Below are 20,333 nucleotides of genomic sequence, written 5' to 3'. Positions count from 1 at the left end.
TCAGATTATTTTACTGTTGGTATCCTACCATAAAATAATTAAATTTCAAAAAAATTAGTCTGATTTACTTATTTCTTTGCTTAACAAACAAAAAATAACTAACAAACGCTAATACTAGAAGGACATTTAAACCAACTGCTAAAACTAACCACTTATTTAGTCCGACGTTTTTATCGGTGACTAAATCATCTAATTCATTTAGTTCCTTAGCTTGTTTTCGGTCAATATTTATCGTATCTGTTAAAACCCATTCTAATTGTTCTTGCTCTTCTTTATTTAATTCTCCTGTCACCCCACTAACCACTGCTTTATAAAGATACTCTCCATCTTCTAATTTCTTACCATTTAAAAAGGTCGGAAACTCAAAAATAGAATTAGGGGCAATCTGCATTTGTTCTTTTTTATATTCATAATAAGGCTCGCTACTTCCTTTTTTTGTTAACGTACTCTTAATCGTTACCTGATTTAAATAAGCTGAAGATAAATTTCTAATAGGTGCTGATACACTTGTTTTAGTATTCAGTTCCATCGCTTTAACTTTTCCTAACTTTAACTCAGGTTGTGTCTCGATACTGGCTGACTGTTGCATTAACAACGCTAGTACATAAGAAAACTTATTATTAACCGTTGTTTGACTAGATAATTGACTCGATTTAACATTCCCCTCTTCTTCAAAAGAGATACCACTAGCTATAACTCCTGGAATATCTTTATTTGGCATGCTCACTTTAACTGACACTATTTTTTCTTCTTTAGGGGATAAAGTAATTGCTTTATCTACTGTTATTTGCTTTGATAAATTTATCGGTAATGTCTCGTCAACTTTATTTTTTGTTGGACTATAATCAATCACGCCATTGATATTCGTCGTTGCACTTGCAACTGATGTTTTTAAGACCATTTCTTTCTCTGTATGATTTTTCAATTCAACGCTTAATTGTTGCTTATTTCCTGCTTTTAATTGAATATGAAAATACCCACTTTCTTTATCAATCTGATTAGACGGTAATACTGGTGCTACTGAAAATCCGACTTGATTGGCGTATGTTACAATTGAAAACGACATATTTATCAAAACAAATAATACCATTATATAACCAATTTTTCGTACATTTTTCATCTTCATTCTCCTTAATTAATAAACATAAAAATCGACAGACTAGTGTTTTTCTAGTCTATCGACTAACATTTGACCTTATGGTGTTGGAACCATTGATAATTTATAAGTAATATTTGATTGATACACTGTTTCTTTTGGATTTGCCGTACTTGGAACAGTTAAAATAACAGATGATTGACTAGCATCATTTGCGTTTAATTGGCCTATATTATTGTCTTTACTTTGACCATAAGACAATACCCACGTTCCCATTCCTTGACCTTTATTTGCTTTTAAAATAATTTGACTTTGTCCTGGAATTAATTCTAATCCCCCAGATAAAGTGGCATCAGTCGCTTTTAATGGATGCGCTAAATGTTGTGGTATTGTTTTCACGTCATAACCATCTTGCAACATATTTGGTGAATTCAATTGACCATTTCCTAAAGTTAACTTTGCTCCAGTCAATTCATCATTTGTTGATGATTTAAACTGATTATCTTGTACAATCTGTAATACCCATCCTGATTGTGTCCCGCGTTTATCTGTTACTTGAACATAGTTTCCACGTAAAGCATCCGTTCCTTTAAACCGTTGAGCAAATGCCCCATAGTTTTTTAATGTCGGCTCAATCGTTGGTTGGCCAAAAGAAAAGCTTGATGCATAATCAACAGATAATAATCCACCAGTACCTGGTTTAGTTTCAGTCCCATCAGGATTAAGTGGTGTTTGTGGTTCATTTGGGTTTTCAGGGTCCACTGGTTTTACGGCATCATCTGATTTTTTAAACTGAATTTGCCCAATGACACTATAGTCTAATGTTTTATTCTCTTCCTCTGGTTGAGGTGCTGGTACTTCTGTTGTGTCATTTAAAATAGTGATACTTTGTGTTAACACATTATTTTTACCAAGTTTCACTCGGAAGTTATACTCTCCTTCAAACTCAACTAAATACTCAACTTCTATACTAGCAATACCTTTATCATCAGCAGATACAGAGAATTTTTCAGAATAACCTATTTTTTCGCTTAATGCTTTATCAGCAACTTTTGTTTTCGCAACTTGATTTCCAAGTTCAAATCCATTTTGAGCAGTTGGAGTGTAGACGCCAAATTGATAATCAGATACGACTGAATTTGGTTTTAACCCTTCCATCTTAATCGTTGCTTTATTTAATTTATTTGCTACTGGTTTGTCAGCAAAGACAACTGATGTCGACGGTTGTGCTTGTGCTTTTTCAGCCGAACCAAAACTCCCTGGTGCAAATGTTTTAGAATCAAACCATTTATAATTAGCTTGTGGTGCTGCCCATGGCTCATCTTGTGGTTCTGTTGTATTTTCTGGTACTTCATAATCATGGATTTTGGTGATTTCAGATAATACTGTGCCACTTTCTGTAAATGTTTTATACGTTTCTTGTTTTGATAACCAGTCGACTAATTGCATCAAAATCTTTGCATCATCGGCTTCTTTAAAACCATCATATGTTTTTTTCGATTTTCCATTTTCTTCTCTTAAATATTTAGGCGATGCATCTTCAACTAAAGAGGTGTCACCTAAAAAGGCAGCTTTACCATTCCCGCGTTTACTAATGGCAACATAAGGGCCTTCTTCAATCCCTCCATTGTTGTAAACACCTTCATCAACAGCATGCCCCCATTTATTGGCACTTGTTAATCCTTTTGGCGGATAAATCAATCCTTTGGCACGAGTGTTATCAGTGATTGCTAAAGTACTTCCAGCATGAAGCCCTACTTTTTTTACACCTTCTGTAATACCAAATGCGTCTTCGATAATCCATTCTTGTGTTTTATTATTAATATTGTCTAGTGCATTGTATCTAAAACGAATACCAAATGTATCGCTTAGCCAATCACTGCTTTTAACGTCTTTCATCACTTCTGAATTTTTTTCTTCAGTTGTCATGTCTTTTGTCATATCTTGATAAGCACCACGTCGATACCCATTAAACGCTTCGCTTGAATCAATACGATTTTTATTTCGATCTGCATTATAATGATCGGCTATATAAAAAACAGCTCCACCTTGGCTAACATAATCTGCAATAGCTTGTTGTTCACCGATTTTATATGGAATGTTTGCCTCAGGTAAAACAAACACATCATACTCTTTTAAATCATCTAGAGTAATAGGTGTTGTTTTTCTTAACTCTTTCACAAAATACCCTTTTTCTGATAAAGCGTTTGCAAAATCTGAAAATGCTCCATCTATAACCCAGTCAGCTGCTCCAGCTGTTTGGCCATGCGTGTTATCAAATAACACTTTTTTGTTATTAACTGTTACACTTGAAGCATTTATCTCTGGTGCTTTGTCCAGTGCTGTTTCTGCTCCAACAGAAACAGAAAATAACATTGCGCTTGCAAAAACTACCAACAAACGCGAGGTGAACCTAGACTTTTTCATTTTTTTCTCTCCTTTTCATCATCAGTTATTTTACTGACTAATTAAAGTATAAGTTTGAATTGTAAATTTTTTGTAAAAAATATGTAAAGTTTAACATATATAAGATTTATACCTTAAAAGGTTCGGTTATAAAACGAACATTATGTTTTAATAACGCTTTTACAACGTTACTCATTCGGTTATTAAAGTAAAAATTACTCATATCAACAAAAAAAGAGAGAGAAAAAATTAATATGTCTAATTAACATATAGTAAAAAAATTTTTCTTGTTATTTTATATATCCCTCTTATAAACATGATATAATCTAAAAAACTCTTAGGATGTGATAATACTTGTTTTATTTTAAGCTACCCGTAAACTCGTCGATTGATTTAGTTAAACCAGATATCCATATGGCTGAAGAATTTTTTCTCCTTATTAGAAAAAATCAAAAACATTTAGAAACATTTCTTGATTTTGTTGCACTTACTAACGTTGTAAAAGATAGCGAACATTTTATTACTCATTCTATAAAACAAGAGTCTGAACAAAAAGAACTGGTTTTATTTATTATAACCAATACAAAAATCATTGGTTGTATTGATTTACATAATATAAATAAAACTCATAAAAAAGCTGAAATTGGATACTGGCTGGACTCTGACTATACTGGAAAAGGTATCATGAGTGACTGTGTAAATTGTCTCATTGACATTGCCTTTACAAATTTAGACTTAAACAAGTTAGTTATACTGGCTGAAGAAACTAATGTAGCGAGTAATCAAGTTGCTAAAAAAGTTGGATTTCACTTGGACGGTATTGAAAGAGAAGATATTTTTAGACAAAATCACTTTGTTAATTTAAACAAATACAGTTTATTAAAATCTGAATATTTAAATACAAAAAAAGATTAACCTTCATTTTAAAAGGTTAATCTTTTTAAAATACTATTCCTTAATTCCCAAAATATCAATACCGTAAATTCTAGCAGCTGAGTCTGCACCTTGGCTAGGTTTGTCTAGAGTGAGACGAACATATTGTGCTTTAACCGGTGCAAATGTATCTATTGTTTCGCTAGCTGTGTTGCTAATCACACGTTTCACTTGTTTGTATTCTTTTCCATCTTCACTGACTTCAATTTTATAAGCTTTTGAGTTCATATCAGGACTTTCGCCACCAGCTTCAGCATGGAATATATTTACTTGGCTTACTGTTTTAACTGCTCCTAAATCAATAATAATATCATGTGGAGCTGATCCAACTGCACACCATTTTGTCTCTAAATTGCCGTCTAAAACAAATTGCGGAGCTTCACCATCATTAATAAACGATGACGCTTCAACGTGACTGTCTTTTGTTGATAATTTTTCAAGCTCATCTTTTACTTTTTCACTCACGACGATGAATTTTTCTTGTTCCATCACTGATTCACCAGATTTATTTTTAGCTGTTAATTTAACTTTATAACTTCCCTCTTTATCAAAGGTTACAATGGGATTTTCTTTGGTACTAGATTTTATGTCGCCACCTTCAAATTCCCAAATGATTTCATCAGTATTATCTGTTGATTGGTTAGTAAATGTTACTTCTTGTCCTGGTGCAATTAATGTTTGTGAAGCAGTAAAATCTGCTTTTGGTAAACTATTATCCGGCCATTCAAGAACAACTGTTTCTGTTTGTTTTCCTCTTTTACCAAACACATCAACTGGCACAACTTCGAGTGTTGTTTTATTGGATTCTCCTACTCTTTCTAACGCATTAATATAGTGAGTTGATGACAGGGTTGCTCCAATAAATGAACGAGATTTGTCATCATTCACTTGATAAATATCATAGTGACTTAATCCATCAATTTTATCTGATTCCCACGATAAACGTACGCCAGCAAAATTACTTTCTTCCTCATCAAATATGGCATCTTCTATCGATAACTTTTTAATATCCATCACTGATTTTTCTTCTTTAGGTAACACAGAAAGTTCACCTAATTTAAACTCATAATCAGGAGCATCTGATGTTGTTTTCCACTCATAAGAAATATCAGTAATCGTTTTTCCAACTAGCTTGTCTGTGTCGTAAGTCACACGCGTCCAATCTTCTTTAATTGCCCCATTTGGACTAAGAACTTGTTTTTTACCATCTTTTAATGTTGCAACTAGATTTAATTCTGTTTCTTCATTGGCTTTAGCCGTTGTAGATATTACATTATTTTTATCTATAGTCATATTAGTTCGATATAAATGAATATTATTGGTTGCATTTTTCTTCATATTTCCACGATATTTTAGTGAGTTTCCTCCATTATAAGCATCCGCATAGTCAATCGACATGCTGCCATCATTTCCTTTACCATAATCTATCTCCCAACGATATGTTGGCATGATATCTTGTAGACTTCGATTGTTCCAATTTCTACTAGAAACTTTTTCTCCGTCAATAAAATAGTTATATCCATTTCCTAGATTAAAATTCGTTTTAAATGGCACACTAGTAATAGCCGTTTGCTCGATAGAAAAAGTCGAAATACCAGGCCATTCGCCCTCTTTTGGTAATGTGGCTTGTCTTGGATCTGATTGAGAGTTCACCCAGAAAATATTTTCTTTCATTTGGAAATCATCAGGGTTATCGGTTGAAGCATAAGTCCAACTAGGAACATAAAGACCTAGTGATGTGTAAGGTTTTCCTTTTTCATTCATAAATAAATCCCATTTAACAGGTGTTGAGTAACCATTTTCCTGAACGTCAATTCCAGCATATAGTGAGTAAGGATCAATTCCTTCTTTTTGGGCTTTAATGTTTGATTCTTTTAATAGTTCATCTTTGGCAAATTTTTCTGTATTCCACCAAAAATTTAAAAACATAGAATCAGATAATGGATTCATTTCACTATCAACAAGATACGATTTATTTGCATCTGTTAAAGCATTTTGCCAATCCATTTTTCCTTCAGATGTCATCGAATCATACCACATAATATCTAATGTTTCTGGTGCTGTTTCTTTAAATTCTTTAATTAACTCCATCATTAAAGTGGCATGTTCTTTTGTTAGACCCTCTTCTGTTGATTCTTCTGTTTCTTTTCCGTCTTTTACATCATCAAAACTGGTCACAAGATTATCTGTTTCTTGATTGATAAACCAGCCGTCAAAACCATATGTTTCAGCAACTTCAATCATCTTATCAACTGCTGGGAAATGACCGCTGTCATCTTTTTGTAAAAATTCTTCTAACCATTCAATTTTTCCGCCATGCTCTGTTTGTGGGAAAAAAATTGTTCCTAGAACTGGTACGCCGTTTTTATGAGAGGCATCTATGACATCTGGACTAGGTGGAACAATAATCCCTTCACCTGAGGAGCCACCCCAATATACTAACTGATCAATATATTGCCAATAAGAAAAGACATTCGCATCAAACGTGTTAATACCAAAAGGTGAATTTCCACTAGTACTACTATTCATAATAGATAACGCAACTACTTTTGTTTGTTTGTCTTGAATATCATTAGAAGGTGTTAACTCTTTTTTATCTACTCTTTTTGCTAAAGGTATGTTACTAACATTATACTTTGCATCTGGATCATTGTTAAAATCCCACGCTAAAAAATCTTCCGGGAACCAATAAGAAGATTCTGGTTGGTTATCCATTCCACGATCTATTTTACTTGATGGTGTTTCTGAATAGACAAAATCATTGGCTGATTTACTATTGGAACACCCAGATATGACTAAACCTGTCGACATTAACATCAAAATCATTGACGATTGTGTCATGCGTTTTTTATTCATTATTATTCCCCCGAATATTATATTTATTCCCAACACCATAATAACGCTTACATAAAGAAGTTTTAATGAACAAATTAAAGTTTTGACTAAACAAACTATATAATATTCGATAAAAAAACACAGTTTAAATTTTATGTGTTCGCATAAAATTTAAACTGTGATGTCTTTTATTTTGCTCTAACAATTTCTTCTTTGGAATGAATTAATAAAGTTAAAAATTCGCAATAAGGCGTTTCTATACCATATTCTTTTCCTTTACGAACAATTGCACCATTAATGTAATCAATTTCTGTTAAACGATTATTAATAACTAAATCTTGATACATTGAAGGATGGTGCAAACCAATAGTCTCTCTATTAAAACAACCATTGATTTGTTCAATAACAGCTTCTTCATCTAAAAAAACATTTTCAACACGAGCAACCGCTAAAAATTCAGAAACAATTTTTTTAATGATTGTATTAGCACTTGATGTATCACCAAAATCTGCCATATTAGAATCTAAAATAGTACAAAGCCCATTCATCGTACCATTTACACATGCTTTTCGATAAATTGACGTTAAAATATCTTGAGATACCCTAGCATTTAGGTCTGCATTAGTTAAGACGTCTGCTATATTCTGAGCCATATCTTCTTTGCCTTCACCTAAATTTTGTAAATCAATACTTCCATTACCAAATAACGTCACTTTACCTGGTCCTTCCATTCCAGCTGTCCACATTGTATTACCTAGTAGAATATTGTCATAATCAACATATTTTTTAATCACATCTTCATGACCGATACCATTTAATAAGCATAATACAATTGTATCTTTGCCTAACATGTTATCAAGTGATTGAAGCATTTTATCTAGTTGCATTGCTTTTGTAAATAAAATAACTAAATCTGCTGAGAAATCAACATCTGATAAATCATTTTGATTATATGCAGGAATGACTTCTGTTACATCTTGACCATTGAAATTAGCTTTTAATCCATTTTGATTAATCTCGTCAATGTGTTGTTGCCAACCATCAACTAAAATCACATTTTCTCCTGCCTGTTTTAACATAATACCAAAACGACTTCCCATTGCTCCTGCACCTGCAATAACTATATTCATCTATAATTCCTCCAATTAATTATTTACCATTGTTTATAGTACTATCAATATAAATCGTTTACAATATCATCTTTTTATCTTATGTTTTAAATATTACTTGATAAGACATCCTTTTATAGCAATTTTGTAAACAAATCCATATAATATATTGAGTTATCTCCTAATACATTACTGTTAAACCTTTAAAAAGAGCCTACTTTATCCTTATCAACTAACCATATAATGATGCCATTTATTATTAGAAAAAATCGTTTTTTTGAATATAAACTAGACTTTTTTACAAGATGATTGTTTACAAGTGTTAATCCATAATCTATAAAAAAACAATTCTATCTAATCATTTCTAATTGAACTTAGTGTAATAAAGGTTTTAATATCCCTTAATCCTTCCAAACTCTTAAAGGAAACTAACCTTGATACGCGAACACTACTTTACTGTCATAAAGTTTGAATACTTTTTCAAAAATAAATTTTGACAGAAGTCCTGCTGCAATTGGAACAACAAACCAACATATGATTAATAGAATAATATTTAATCCTGAATCAAGTGAAGCAAGTGGTCCAACTAACCCAACTAGCCCAAACCCAGCTGATTGAGGTATTCCAGAAATATTTAGCAAAGCCACTGGAATAGCAGAAATAATTGCTGTAAATAACACCGGTACTAAAATAATTGGGTATTTAAATAAGTTAGGCATCATCATTTTCATTCCACCTAATGCAATGGCTAAAGTTACACCTGATTCATTGGTTTTCCATGAATTAATAACTAATACAATCGTTGTAGCTGCTATTCCCATAGCAGCTGCACCAGCTGATACACCGTTTAACCCGATAGCAAGTCCAATCCCTACTGTTGTAATTGGAGAAATAATCAGTGTGGCAAAAGAACAGGCAATTAAAATACTCATCACAATTGGTTGGAAATCAGTAAAATTATTAATTAATTTTCCAATGGCAACTGTAATTTGTGTTACAAATGGATAAGCTATCATACCTATTAAACCAGCACCTACACCTACAACAATTGGCATGGCAATAATTTCAACTGAACCAAATTTACTTCCAATGTATAACATCATCAATACAGCGACCGACGCAGTGATCATAATATTGATAATGTCTCCAGTACCTGCTCCTACATAAGAATTGATATCTGTATTAAATTTAATAACACCTGAACCCGCAAAAGCAGCACCTCCAGCAATCATCATTTTTGTTGGAGTTAAACCAAATTGATGAGCAATTAACGCTCCTATGATTAATGGGGTTGCTAATTGGAAAATTAATCCAGCATGAATAATCATTTGTATAATATCATATTGAGAAAAATACTTTAGAATTGCACCCAGTACAGCATTTGGAATTAATGCAATAATTGTACCCTGAGCTGTACCAGCTAAAACCTTATTAAGAAACAGGCGCGGGGTTAGTTTTGTTGTCTCTGTTTTCGTCATATCAAAAACTCCTATTAATATTATTTTTATAGTTTGGGAAAAATTTCACTTACTTAAATAAAATAATGAGACATCCTGATTATCTCAAGAAATCTATCTTTATCCATAGCGTTTGGTAGGTTAAACTAAACCCAATAACTATTTGATCCAGATGAAAAATTTATTTTAACATCTTTTAAACAAGCCCTAATTTGTTGACCATCCAGAATTCTGTAATCAATTGATAGACATAAGTTTATCATATTCGTAGTTTGAAATCTACTATCTTTTTTATACAATATATTTTGTTTATTAGATACCTTTGATATTATTGTATCTCTTATTCTTAAATTTTATTGACTATTTTACATTTATGCTAAACCTTTTACTTTTTTGAAAACAAAAAAAGACCTCGATTTCTCGAGGACTTACTTTTTATATCATTTTTCCTAACGCAACATCATAAACTTGATCTACTAAATCTTCTAAAAAATCCATCTCATGAGAAACAAGTAAAACCGTTCCTTCAAATTGATTTAGTGTTTCTTTTAATGCATCTTTACTTTGTTGATCCAAATGGTTGGTTGGTTCATCAAGTACTAATAAGTTACTCTTGATTAAAGTCAAGTGACACAATTTCACTTTACACTGCTCTCCCCCACTAAGTTGGGATAAAGGTTTACTCATATTATCATCATTAATGCCACTTTTAGAAAGAACCCTACGTACTTCTTTATTAGATAGTTTTGGATGAACAACTTGTAACCAATCAATTGCTGACTGATTTGGGTGTTCCCAATTTAAATCTTGTGAAAAATAATTAATTTTCACATCATTACTGATTTCAATTGTGCCTGATAGTCTATCAATCTCACCGATTAACGTTTTTAATAAGGTTGATTTTCCAATCCCATTAAATCCTTTAATCGCAATTTTTTCACCCTTATGAAGTCTAAAATTAATATTTTCTAGTAGAGGAAACTCGTACCCTACTGATAAATCATTTGTTTCAAGAACTAAATGACTATGACTCATTTCATACGGAAATTCAAATTTACCTGGTTTACCACTTGGTGGAGCAGCCAGTCTATCAATTTTACTTAATTGTTTTTCACGACTTTTCGCCATATTCGAACGACTTCCGGCTTTATACTTTCTAACGTAAGCTTCCAATTTATCAATTTCTTTTTGTTGTTTTTCATAATCACGTTGGTGCTGTTCTGCTTTCGCTTGTTTTTGTTTCATCGCAGCTTCTAGATTACCATTGTATTTCGTCAACGTATGGTAATCAATATCACAAATACATGTCGTTACTTTATTTAAAAAGTCTCTATCATGAGAAATAACAATATACGTGCTATCTAATTGGTTTAAATAATCTGATAACCATTCAATATGTGAAACGTCCAGGTAGTTTGTCGGTTCATCTAATAGAAATACATCAGCTTTTTCTAGTAATAATTTTGCCAAGCTGACTTTCGATCGTTGCCCACCACTTAACTTAGCCACTTCTTTATCCAAACCAATTGCAGTTAGTCCTAGCCCATTGGCAACTTGTTCAATTTGTGTTTCTATTGAATAGAAATCACTGGCTTCTAATTTCTCTTGCTTTTTACCAATTATTTCAAGTAACTCATCATCATACGTTGTCGCATATTCTTCATACATCTCTTGGATTTCATCACTAATTTTATATAAATGACTAAATGCTTGTTTTAAATAATCAAACATTGTGTCACCTTCACTAAAGGTTAGCTGTTGCTCCAAATAAGAAATCATAATATTATTTTGCCACACAATTCGTCCTTCATCTGGCATAATTTCTCCTTGAATCATTTTTAACAGGGTAGATTTTCCTGCCCCATTTTTTCCTGTTAACCCAAGGTGCTCACCTTTATTTAAACGAAGTGAACCATTCTCATACAACATTTTATCTGGTAATTCATACTTCAAATCATCAATTTCTAAAATACTCACGGTTGAATCTCCTTTTTACTAAAATCATCATAAAAAAAGAAAACAATTGAAAAATCAATCAATTGTTTTCTACCTAACACTTTATGATTCTATCTAACATCTTTAGTCTATATTATCAGTAAAATATATCATGCAATTGGTTATAAGTCAATTTTTAGTGATGGATGACTATTATCATCATCATGATTATTAAATTTTGACTTAGGTAAATTCCAATCATATGTTAAACCAACTACCCTTAACAACACTGTCAATGCAATAATAAAAAGATACACTAATGAATGCGTTGGTCGATAAACATAAAGTAAGATTGCAATCAAAATAGACCAACTACCATATATTTCAGCACATAGTACACTTGGTTTTTTACCTGCTAGTATATCACGTATTAGCCCTCCACCAGTTCCTGTTAATAATGCTGCCATAATAACAGGTCCAATATGACCATTAATACCTAACCCGTGCAAAGCACCTTGAATACTAAACGCTGCTAAACCTATCGCATCAGAAATTAATTCTAATGTTCTCATAGATGATAGTTTTTTAGGAAATAAATACACAATACCAATAGTCGCAAACGAAACATAAAACAAAATAGTCTGACTCCAAAAAATTTCCATTGATAAGCCTAATATTAAATTTCTTAAAGCACCTCCACCAAATGCCGTGACAAAACCTAAAACGGTGATACCCAATAAATCATATTTCTCCTCTATGGCAACAAGTGCTCCAGATAACGAAAAAGCAATCGTCCCAATGATACTTGTTACTTCTAAAATATCCATTGTTCCAACCCCCTGAAACAGTTTAATCCTAAATAAGTCATAGACTCTTTTCATATTATAACTACTTCAAGGCAAATTTACGTCAATTTTTAAATTTTTTGGTTTAATCTAAGTTTTTTACTATAATGCAGTCAAAAATGTAATCAACCCAAAAATAATACCAGGAAAATTAGCTAAAACAAGTGGCCAGTCTCTAGGATTTTTAAAAAAACCATATACCACCCATAGCGTACAGTTAATAGCCGCGACTAATGGTTGGATAGGACTTCCTTTATCACCAGCTAAATTATTTCCAATTTGAGGGATGTATGAGACATACATTAAAATAGCAGTCACTGTCGCAATCCAACTAATATATTTTATCATTTTCGATTGTGGCTCACTTTTTTTGACAGATTTACTGTCACTCATTGATTATTCCTCCTATTTAAATATCATTTTTTCAAGAATCTTCTTATATAGTAGGATAACATAATTTGAAAAATAGGTTAATTAATAGCTATTCTAAAAATAAAACCTACTAACCAATTGCTTAATAGGTTTATGCGTTATAACTATGTCTGTTTTTCATAATTAATAATTTTAATCATTTTTTCTATGAAAACGTCTTTATCTTTTTGTGTAAACACTTTAGGTCCTTTGGTTTTTTTCCCCGCTTTACGCATTTGACTGCCAATAAAACGTTGATTTAATAAGGTATCAATTGTCTGTGTGGTGTATTCTTGACCACTATGATGAAACACTCGTACTGATTTTGTTAACAACAAAGAAGCTAACCCATAATCTTGTGTAATAATAACATCATCATCTTCTACCTCTTTTACAATACGATAATCTGCACTATCGCTTCCTTTATCTACATAAATAAACTCAATAAATTCTGGATAAATTTTATTCGTATAGTGATCAATACTTGTCACGATAACAACTGGAATATTATATGCTTCTCCCAAAGCAATCACTTCATTCTTTACTGGAGAACCATCTCCATCTATGACAAAACGCATATGTCACCTCCTAAATAATCATTATCTATAATCTGTCATTAAGCCTTTTAAAAAATGTCTTGTATAGTTATCACCACATACTTTATAGTTTCGATGTCCTTCTTTTCGTAAAAAAGCACTCAATTCACTTTTTGAAACACTTACCCCTGCTTCATCTAAATAGTGAAGCATATCATCTGTTGTTAACGACAAGGCTATTTTAATTTTTTTCAAAAAGACATTATTCGCGTTTCCCTCGTGCAACTCATAAACAACTTTTTCATCATCTTTTTTCCCACGCTGCGAAATAATCATACCGTTTAAAAAACGTTCAAACATTTCATCTTCTAACATATTTTCATATAAGTCATCATCAATTTTATTTAGCATCGATAAATATTCTTCTTTTGTGACAGTCACCCCACCTAAAGAAAAAAGTTCGACCATATCGTTATCTTTAATATCAAGCGCATATCTTAAACGTGTTAACCGATCATTGTTATTCATACCATACCTCTTTTTATGTAATAGAACCATTATAACATAGCCCATTCACTTATAAGCATAAAAAAATAGGTCGAAACCTATTTTTTTAACTTCAAATTTGGATAATTTTTAAGTAAACGATTTAGATTATGATGTCTTAATTTTAAAGGTCTATTCTTTAAATCATGCAATACTCTCAGTCTATTATGGTCAGATTCTTTATTTTCCAATAGATGCTTTAATCTATATTCTTTAATAGAAGCATTTTCTGAGTCACTGGTATCAATGGAGGCGGCCACTTCTTTTTTAGTTGTTGCAGTAAAGCTGAGTGTCGTTACTACATCCGTCACAAATATAATAAACAATAGAATTGGTCCAATATTATGGGTCATATCAGAAAATTGATTAATCCCATCTTGAACAATTGGATTGATTACTTTAATTAAAAATAAACATCCGACTCCCCAAAACATTGATACTGGTACGGCTACACGCCCTTCAATATTAAATGGAACATTTTTATAATCCCACAAGGACATATTAAACAATTTTTCAAGTAACCAACTTGTGATATATTCGATAATTGTCACAATAACCACTGAATTAAAATAAAGATTTAATAACGTACCAGATTTATCTGGTACTAAAAGTAAGACAGCTGTCACTCCAAAACCATAAACTGGACAATAAGGTCCTAATAAAAAACCACGATAAACGAAATGACGTGCTTTAAAAGAACAGTATACACTCTCCCATAACCACCCTATGATGGCATACGTAATAAACGTCATAAATATTTTTTCCACAATCAAATCCCCTTTTGTTTACATTATCTCTCTATGTTATAATCGATTAACTACATTCTATCATGATGATAGAATAAATGCTTCTATTAATAGAATTTAACATAGAAAGAAGACTTATTATGACATTTTTTGGTAATATTATTTGGTTTATTTTTGGAGGCTTTATTGGAGGTTTTTCATGGTTTTTAACCGGTTGTATTTGGTGTATAACCATTATTGGCATCCCCATCGGCCTCCAATGTTTTAAAATAGCGGGACTTTCCTTTTGGCCTTTTAATAAGAAAGTTATCTATATAGGCAGTGGTCTATCCATTGTTGTCGATATTTTTTGGTTACTTATTTCAGGAGTTCCTTTAGCTATGATGCATGCTATCAGTGGCATTCTTCTCTGCATTACTATTATCGGAATTCCTTTTGGTAAACAATCATTTAAATTAGCCAGACTAGCCTTAATGCCTTTTGGTGCACAAGTTGTTTATAAAAGATAACAAATATCTGCTATAATATTTACTCTTAATGGTTGCTTCTATGAACAACACACCTGCTACATGCAATCCTTGAAGTTGAATTTGCTAAACCACATTAGTTTAGTCGGCTATTAAAATTCCATGAAAAGTTAAGTCCAACTGAAAACAAAGAATAATAGTTAAAAAACCAAACCGTTTTTTAATATTTTTTGTAAAAAGCACAAGCTTTATGTAAGATAATCTAACATAAAGCTTGTATTTTTCTATTTTTTTAAACTATAATGAAAAAAACAGAAAAAAAGGAGAACCTTCATGAAAAATAAATATTCTTTATTTTCATTCATTGCTTTATTAACTTCAATAATTATCCTAGCTTTCGGAGTTAACGTAAAAGCAGAAGAAAAAACTTATACAATTGGGACTGACTTAACGTTCGCTCCTTTTGAATACCAAAATTCTAGTGGAACTTATATAGGGATTGATGTTGATTTAATAAATGCTATCGCAAAAGATCAAGGATTTAAAGTAGATTTAAAGCCTCTAGGATTTGATAGTGCTGTACAAGCTGTTCAATCGAAACAAGTCGATGGTATGGTAGCTGGTATGAGCATCACAGACGAGAGAAAAAAATCATTTGATTTCTCAGATCCTTATTTTGATAGTGGTATTTCAATGGCTGTTAAAAAAGGAAATACCTCTATCAAAAGTTATAATGATTTAAAAGGCAAAACGGTTGCTGCCAAAGTTGGAACCGAAAGTGCTGCTTTCTTAGAAAAAAACCAAAAAAAATATGGCTACACAATTAAAAATTTTGATGATGCAACTGGCCTTTACAAATCTCTAGAAAACGGTGAAACAGTCGCCATTTTTGACGATTATCCAGTACTTGGATATGCCATTACAAATGGGCAAGCATTAGAATTAGTTGGCGAAAAAGAAACAGGTAGTGCTTATGGATTTGCTGTTAAAAAAGGACAAAATCAAGAATTATTAGAAAAATTCAATGCAGGTTTAAAAAATCTAAAAGCGTCTGGTGAGTACGATAAAATTATCAACAAATACATTTCATCAGGTAAAGATACAAGCACTGAAGAAACTGCAGTAGATGAAACAAGTTTTGCTGGTATGATTAAAAATAACTGGAAAAGCTTATTAAACGGATTATGGATGACCATTAAATTAACTTTAATCTCATTTATTTTAGCTTTAATTATTGGGATTATTATTGGATTATTTAGCGTCTCTCCCTCTAAAGCTTTAAGAATCATTGCCACAATCTATGTTGACATTATCCGTGGTATTCCGCTAATGGTACTAGCCTTCTTTATTTACTTTGGTATGCCAGGTATACTAGGTTTTAATATTCCTGTCTTTTTAGCTGGTATCATTACTTTAACTCTTAACTCCAGTGCTTATCTATCTGAAATTGTCCGTGGAGGTATTAATGCCGTACCTGTCGGTCAAATGGAAGCCTCTCGAAGTCTAGGGCTTTCTTACCACCGTGCGATGCAAAAAATTATACTACCACAAGCAATTAAAATTATGATTCCATCATTTGTTAATCAATTTGTTATTTCTTTAAAAGATACCACAATTTTATCTGCCATTGGATTAATCGAATTATTACAAGCTGGAAAGATTATCGTAGCAAGGAATTTACAAAGTACAATGGTTTACTTTACAATCGCATTGATTTATTTAATTTTAATTACAACACTAACTAAATTAGCAAAAGTTTTAGAAAAGAAGGTGAAATAAATGGCTGAAAAAATTTTAGTGGAACATTTGGTTAAAAAGTATGATGAGCACACGGTACTAAACGATATCAATGTATCAATTAAAAAAGGTGATGTTGTTTGTATTATCGGTCCATCTGGATCAGGTAAAAGTACATTTCTTCGCTGTTTAAACCAATTGGAAGAAATTACTAGTGGAAATATTATTGTTGATGGTACAAATCTAACTGATAAAAATACTAATATCAATAAAGTACGTCAGCATATTGGGATGGTTTTCCAACACTTCAATTTATTTCCTCATTTAACCATTTTAGAAAATGTAACCCTTGCTCCTGTTGACTTGGGTAAATTATCTAAAGCTGAAGCAAATGAAAAAGCAATTAGTTTACTTGAATCAGTTGGTTTAGCTGATAAAAAAGATAGCTATCCAGACTCTTTATCAGGTGGACAAAAACAGCGTGTCGCCATTGCTAGAGCATTAGCCATGAATCCTGATATTATGCTCTTTGATGAACCAACATCTGCTCTTGACCCAGAGATGGTTGGAGATGTATTGAACGTTATGAAAGAATTAGCTAACCAAGGAATGACGATGGTAATTGTAACCCACGAAATGGGATTTGCTAAAGAAGTAGCTAATCGGGTAATGTTCATAGATGGCGGTAATTTCTTAGAAGACGGCTCACCAGAACAAGTCTTTGAACACCCTCAACATGAACGAACAAAAGATTTCTTAAACAAAGTATTAAACATATGAGAAAAAGGAATGACAGTAAGGCGATTAAACCTTGTGTCATTCCTTTTTTTGTTTATTCCTCTTTCATTGCTGCTTTTAATGCTAATGCTAATGGACTTTCCATTTCTTCAGTTTGATTATATTTCTTAATTAATTTTTTCTCTTCATGTTTCGAGATTTTTTTCTTACCTTTAGAGCCCTTTTGCATTTTTTCTGTGTATTGACAGCCACCACACTTGAAATATGCTCCATTCTTATTCTCTAAAATCATCATTTTTTTCTTACATTGTGGGCATCGTTTATTGGATATCTTTGGATCTTTACGACGTTTGTAGTGACAGGTTTCACTACTACATACATAAATTTTACCATCTCGTGTATTTTTTTCTTTTAATTGACTACCACAATCTGGGCATGTTTTATTAGTTAATGAATGATCCACATACTTTTCTTCACTCATTTTAATCTCTTTAACCAAACGAGTGGTTTCTTTTTCAATATCTTTAATAAAAGATTGATGTTTTAATTGACCATTCGCTATTTTTTCTAAAGACAGTTCCCATTTTTGTGTTAACTCTGGCGTTACAAGGGATGGATTAACCAACTGTAATAATTGTTTTCCTTTTGCCGTCACGACTAAGCGATGAGTTTGGCGTTCAATTAAATCTGAACTAATTAGCTTCTCTATAATCTCGGCACGTGTTGCAGGTGTTCCTAGATTATGTTTCTCCATCTTACCTAAAAGCGTTCCTTCTGACAAGGGATTAGGAGGTGTTGTTAGTTGTTTATTTATTTTATAAATTGCTTTAATCGCCATTCTTTTTTTAAATACAACAGACTGTTTTGCAACATTTTCTGATTGTCTCCACCCCATCTCAAGGACACGTTGTTGTTTAAAGATAAAAATTGATTGTTCTACTTTGGTACTAATTGTTTCAACAGACACTTTATATGGCGGTAAAAATAGTCCTAGGAAACGTTCCACAATCATACGATAGATTTTCATTTCATCATTATCTAATTTTTCAAGTCGAGCTGATTGTTCAGTTGGAATCAAACCATGATGATCGGTCACTTTTGCATTTTGGAATACGTTTTGCTGTTTTACTACTGCTCCATCTTTAACTAAACGTTTTACTAGTTCTGGTGACATTTGTGTCACTGCAATCAAACGTTCTTTCATCGTTGATTTCATATCAGTCGTTAAATGTTTTGAATCTGTTCTTGGATAAGTAACCACTTTATGAATTTCATAAAGTCGTTGAATAATCGATAACGTTTTTTTAGCTGAAAATTGATAACGTTGATTGGCCTCACGTTGAATTTCTGTTAAATCATATGGAAGTGGTGCGTGCTCTGTTTTTTCTTTCACCTTTATATCATCTACTACTAATGATTTACCATCAAAAGAAGTGACTAATGTTTCCAAATCTTCACGCTTCTTAAATTGACGTGGGTTTTTTAATTCCAAATGGCCAACCACTCCATCATACTCTGCATCTAATGTAAAGTAAGTCTCTGGCTTAAATTTCTCAATAACTTCTTCTTGTTGTCTAACCATTGCAAGTGTTGGCGTTTGAACACGACCTGCTGATAAACTATCTTTATATTTCACTGTTAAAGCACGTGTAACATTAAGTCCTACTAACCAATCTGCTTCAGCACGAGCGACAGCTGAATAATATAAATTATCATACTCTTTACTTGGTCTTAATTGTTTAAATCCTTGTTTAATGGCTTTATCTGTTTGAGATGAAATCCATAAACGCTTCACAGGTTTTTTAAATTTAACATATTGTAAAATCCAACGTGCAACTAGCTCTCCTTCACGTCCTGCATCAGTTGCTATAATTGCTTCAGATACATCTTTTCGATTGGCTAATTGACTAATGGCTTTTAATTGTGGTCTTGTCTTAGGAAGTGGTTTAATCCCCACACGTTTAGGAATCATAGGTAGAGTATTCATATTCCACTCTGCCCAATCTTTATTATAGTCTTCCGGCATTTTTAAGCCCAGTAAATGACCTAATGCCCAAGTGATAATCACTTTATCTCCTTCAATATAATTCTTTGTTTTTTTAGTTGCCCCTAGTACTTTTGCTAAATCTCTGGCAACACTTGGTTTTTCTGCTATTACCAATTGCTTCATCTAAATTATTATCTCCTAAATCAATTTTTTTGTAGTTACTTACAAGCATTAATCCTTTATATGCCTGTAAATCATCATCACAGTCTTCGCAATAAACAAACTCTTCATCATTCCAAAAAGCGACTAAATAAGGATTTTTGCACTTTACTTCTTCATATTGCTCTTTTAAGTCATCATATTGTTTCATGAATTCATTTTCTGCATCATGAAACTTATCAAATACCACTTCTGATTTTATATTTTTTTCCCATTCTTCAAAAAACCACCAAGGCTCATCTTCACTATAAGTCTGAATAACTTGATACATCTAATTATCCACCCTTCTTTTACATTTTACTTATAGACTATGTGAAAATGTCTAAATTG

General features: G+C 32.1%; 17 protein-coding genes. 4 read left to right on the top strand and 13 right to left on the bottom strand.

Features of this window, described 5'->3' with window-relative positions:
* Nucleotides 1-64 precede the first annotated feature (64 nt).
* On the bottom strand, nucleotides 65-1,120 hold the full coding sequence (locus G314FT_RS07065; RefSeq protein WP_257699909.1) for a WxLIP family cell surface protein: 1,056 nt from the start codon (nucleotides 1,118-1,120) through the stop codon (nucleotides 65-67).
* Nucleotides 1,121-1,195: 75 nt separating this feature from the next.
* Nucleotides 1,196-3,523, bottom strand: a complete 2,328-nt coding sequence (locus G314FT_RS07060; RefSeq protein WP_257699907.1) for a WxL domain-containing protein — start codon at nucleotides 3,521-3,523, stop codon at nucleotides 1,196-1,198.
* A gap of 333 nt (nucleotides 3,524-3,856) precedes the next feature.
* Between G314FT_RS07060 and G314FT_RS07055 the strand changes: the two genes are divergently transcribed.
* On the top strand, nucleotides 3,857-4,417 hold the full coding sequence (locus tag G314FT_RS07055) for a GNAT family N-acetyltransferase (RefSeq protein ID WP_257699906.1): 561 nt from the start codon (nucleotides 3,857-3,859) through the stop codon (nucleotides 4,415-4,417).
* Between the two features lie 33 nt (nucleotides 4,418-4,450).
* Here the strand turns inward: G314FT_RS07055 and G314FT_RS07050 are convergent, their stop codons facing one another.
* The 9 genes from G314FT_RS07050 to G314FT_RS07010 form a co-directional block, all read right to left on the bottom strand.
* Nucleotides 4,451-7,291, bottom strand: a complete 2,841-nt coding sequence (locus G314FT_RS07050; RefSeq protein ID WP_257699904.1) for an endo-beta-N-acetylglucosaminidase — start codon at nucleotides 7,289-7,291, stop codon at nucleotides 4,451-4,453.
* A 167-nt stretch (nucleotides 7,292-7,458) separates the two neighbouring features.
* A complete protein-coding gene (locus tag G314FT_RS07045) occupies nucleotides 7,459-8,400 on the bottom strand; it encodes a 2-dehydropantoate 2-reductase (protein WP_257699897.1) in 942 nt (313 codons plus the stop codon).
* A gap of 407 nt (nucleotides 8,401-8,807) precedes the next feature.
* The gene (locus tag G314FT_RS07040) at nucleotides 8,808-9,857 is read right to left on the bottom strand and encodes a PTS sugar transporter subunit IIC (RefSeq protein ID WP_257699896.1); all 1,050 of its coding nucleotides are present in this window, start codon (nucleotides 9,855-9,857) and stop codon (nucleotides 8,808-8,810) included.
* Nucleotides 9,858-10,271: 414 nt separating this feature from the next.
* Complete coding sequence (locus tag G314FT_RS07035) at nucleotides 10,272-11,813, bottom strand: ABC-F family ATP-binding cassette domain-containing protein (RefSeq protein WP_257699894.1); 1,542 nt, start codon at nucleotides 11,811-11,813, stop codon at nucleotides 10,272-10,274.
* A gap of 140 nt (nucleotides 11,814-11,953) precedes the next feature.
* On the bottom strand, nucleotides 11,954-12,598 hold the full coding sequence (locus tag G314FT_RS07030; RefSeq protein ID WP_257699892.1) for a trimeric intracellular cation channel family protein: 645 nt from the start codon (nucleotides 12,596-12,598) through the stop codon (nucleotides 11,954-11,956).
* A gap of 120 nt (nucleotides 12,599-12,718) precedes the next feature.
* Complete coding sequence (locus tag G314FT_RS07025; protein WP_257699890.1) at nucleotides 12,719-13,009, bottom strand: SemiSWEET family transporter; 291 nt, start codon at nucleotides 13,007-13,009, stop codon at nucleotides 12,719-12,721.
* Between the two features lie 143 nt (nucleotides 13,010-13,152).
* The gene (locus G314FT_RS07020; protein WP_257699884.1) at nucleotides 13,153-13,605 is read right to left on the bottom strand and encodes a YaiI/YqxD family protein; all 453 of its coding nucleotides are present in this window, start codon (nucleotides 13,603-13,605) and stop codon (nucleotides 13,153-13,155) included.
* 21 nt (nucleotides 13,606-13,626) lie between these two features.
* Nucleotides 13,627-14,091 (bottom strand): YehS family protein, encoded by a 465-nt coding sequence (locus G314FT_RS07015; protein ID WP_257699882.1) that lies wholly within the window; start codon nucleotides 14,089-14,091, stop codon nucleotides 13,627-13,629.
* 77 nt (nucleotides 14,092-14,168) lie between these two features.
* Entirely contained in the window at nucleotides 14,169-14,861 is a 693-nt protein-coding gene (locus G314FT_RS07010) for a putative ABC transporter permease (protein WP_257702531.1), read from the bottom strand.
* 134 nt (nucleotides 14,862-14,995) lie between these two features.
* On the opposite strand from G314FT_RS07010, the gene G314FT_RS07005 reads away from it, so the two are divergent.
* The 3 genes from G314FT_RS07005 (at nucleotide 14,996) to G314FT_RS06995 (ending at nucleotide 17,839) form a co-directional block, all read left to right on the top strand.
* Nucleotides 14,996-15,364, top strand: a complete 369-nt coding sequence (locus G314FT_RS07005) for a YccF domain-containing protein (RefSeq protein ID WP_257699875.1) — start codon at nucleotides 14,996-14,998, stop codon at nucleotides 15,362-15,364.
* Between the two features lie 291 nt (nucleotides 15,365-15,655).
* Nucleotides 15,656-17,101, top strand: coding sequence for an amino acid ABC transporter substrate-binding protein/permease (locus tag G314FT_RS07000; RefSeq protein ID WP_257699874.1), 1,446 nt, complete (start codon nucleotides 15,656-15,658; stop codon nucleotides 17,099-17,101).
* A complete protein-coding gene (locus tag G314FT_RS06995) occupies nucleotides 17,102-17,839 on the top strand; it encodes an amino acid ABC transporter ATP-binding protein (protein ID WP_257699873.1) in 738 nt (245 codons plus the stop codon).
* 52 nt (nucleotides 17,840-17,891) lie between these two features.
* On the opposite strand, the gene G314FT_RS06990 is transcribed toward G314FT_RS06995, so the two are convergent.
* Both G314FT_RS06990 and G314FT_RS06985 read right to left on the bottom strand, forming a co-directional pair.
* A complete protein-coding gene (locus tag G314FT_RS06990; RefSeq protein ID WP_257699872.1) occupies nucleotides 17,892-19,967 on the bottom strand; it encodes a DNA topoisomerase 3 in 2,076 nt (691 codons plus the stop codon).
* Entirely contained in the window at nucleotides 19,897-20,274 is a 378-nt protein-coding gene (locus tag G314FT_RS06985) for a DUF1033 family protein (protein WP_257699870.1), read from the bottom strand. Before G314FT_RS06985 ends, G314FT_RS06990 begins: the two co-directional genes overlap by 71 nt.
* Nucleotides 20,275-20,333 lie beyond the last annotated feature (59 nt).

Source organism: Vagococcus luciliae (assembly GCF_024637875.1).
GTDB lineage: Bacteria > Bacillota > Bacilli > Lactobacillales > Vagococcaceae > Vagococcus > Vagococcus luciliae.
This window is presented reverse-complemented; position numbering and strand designations above follow the sequence as displayed.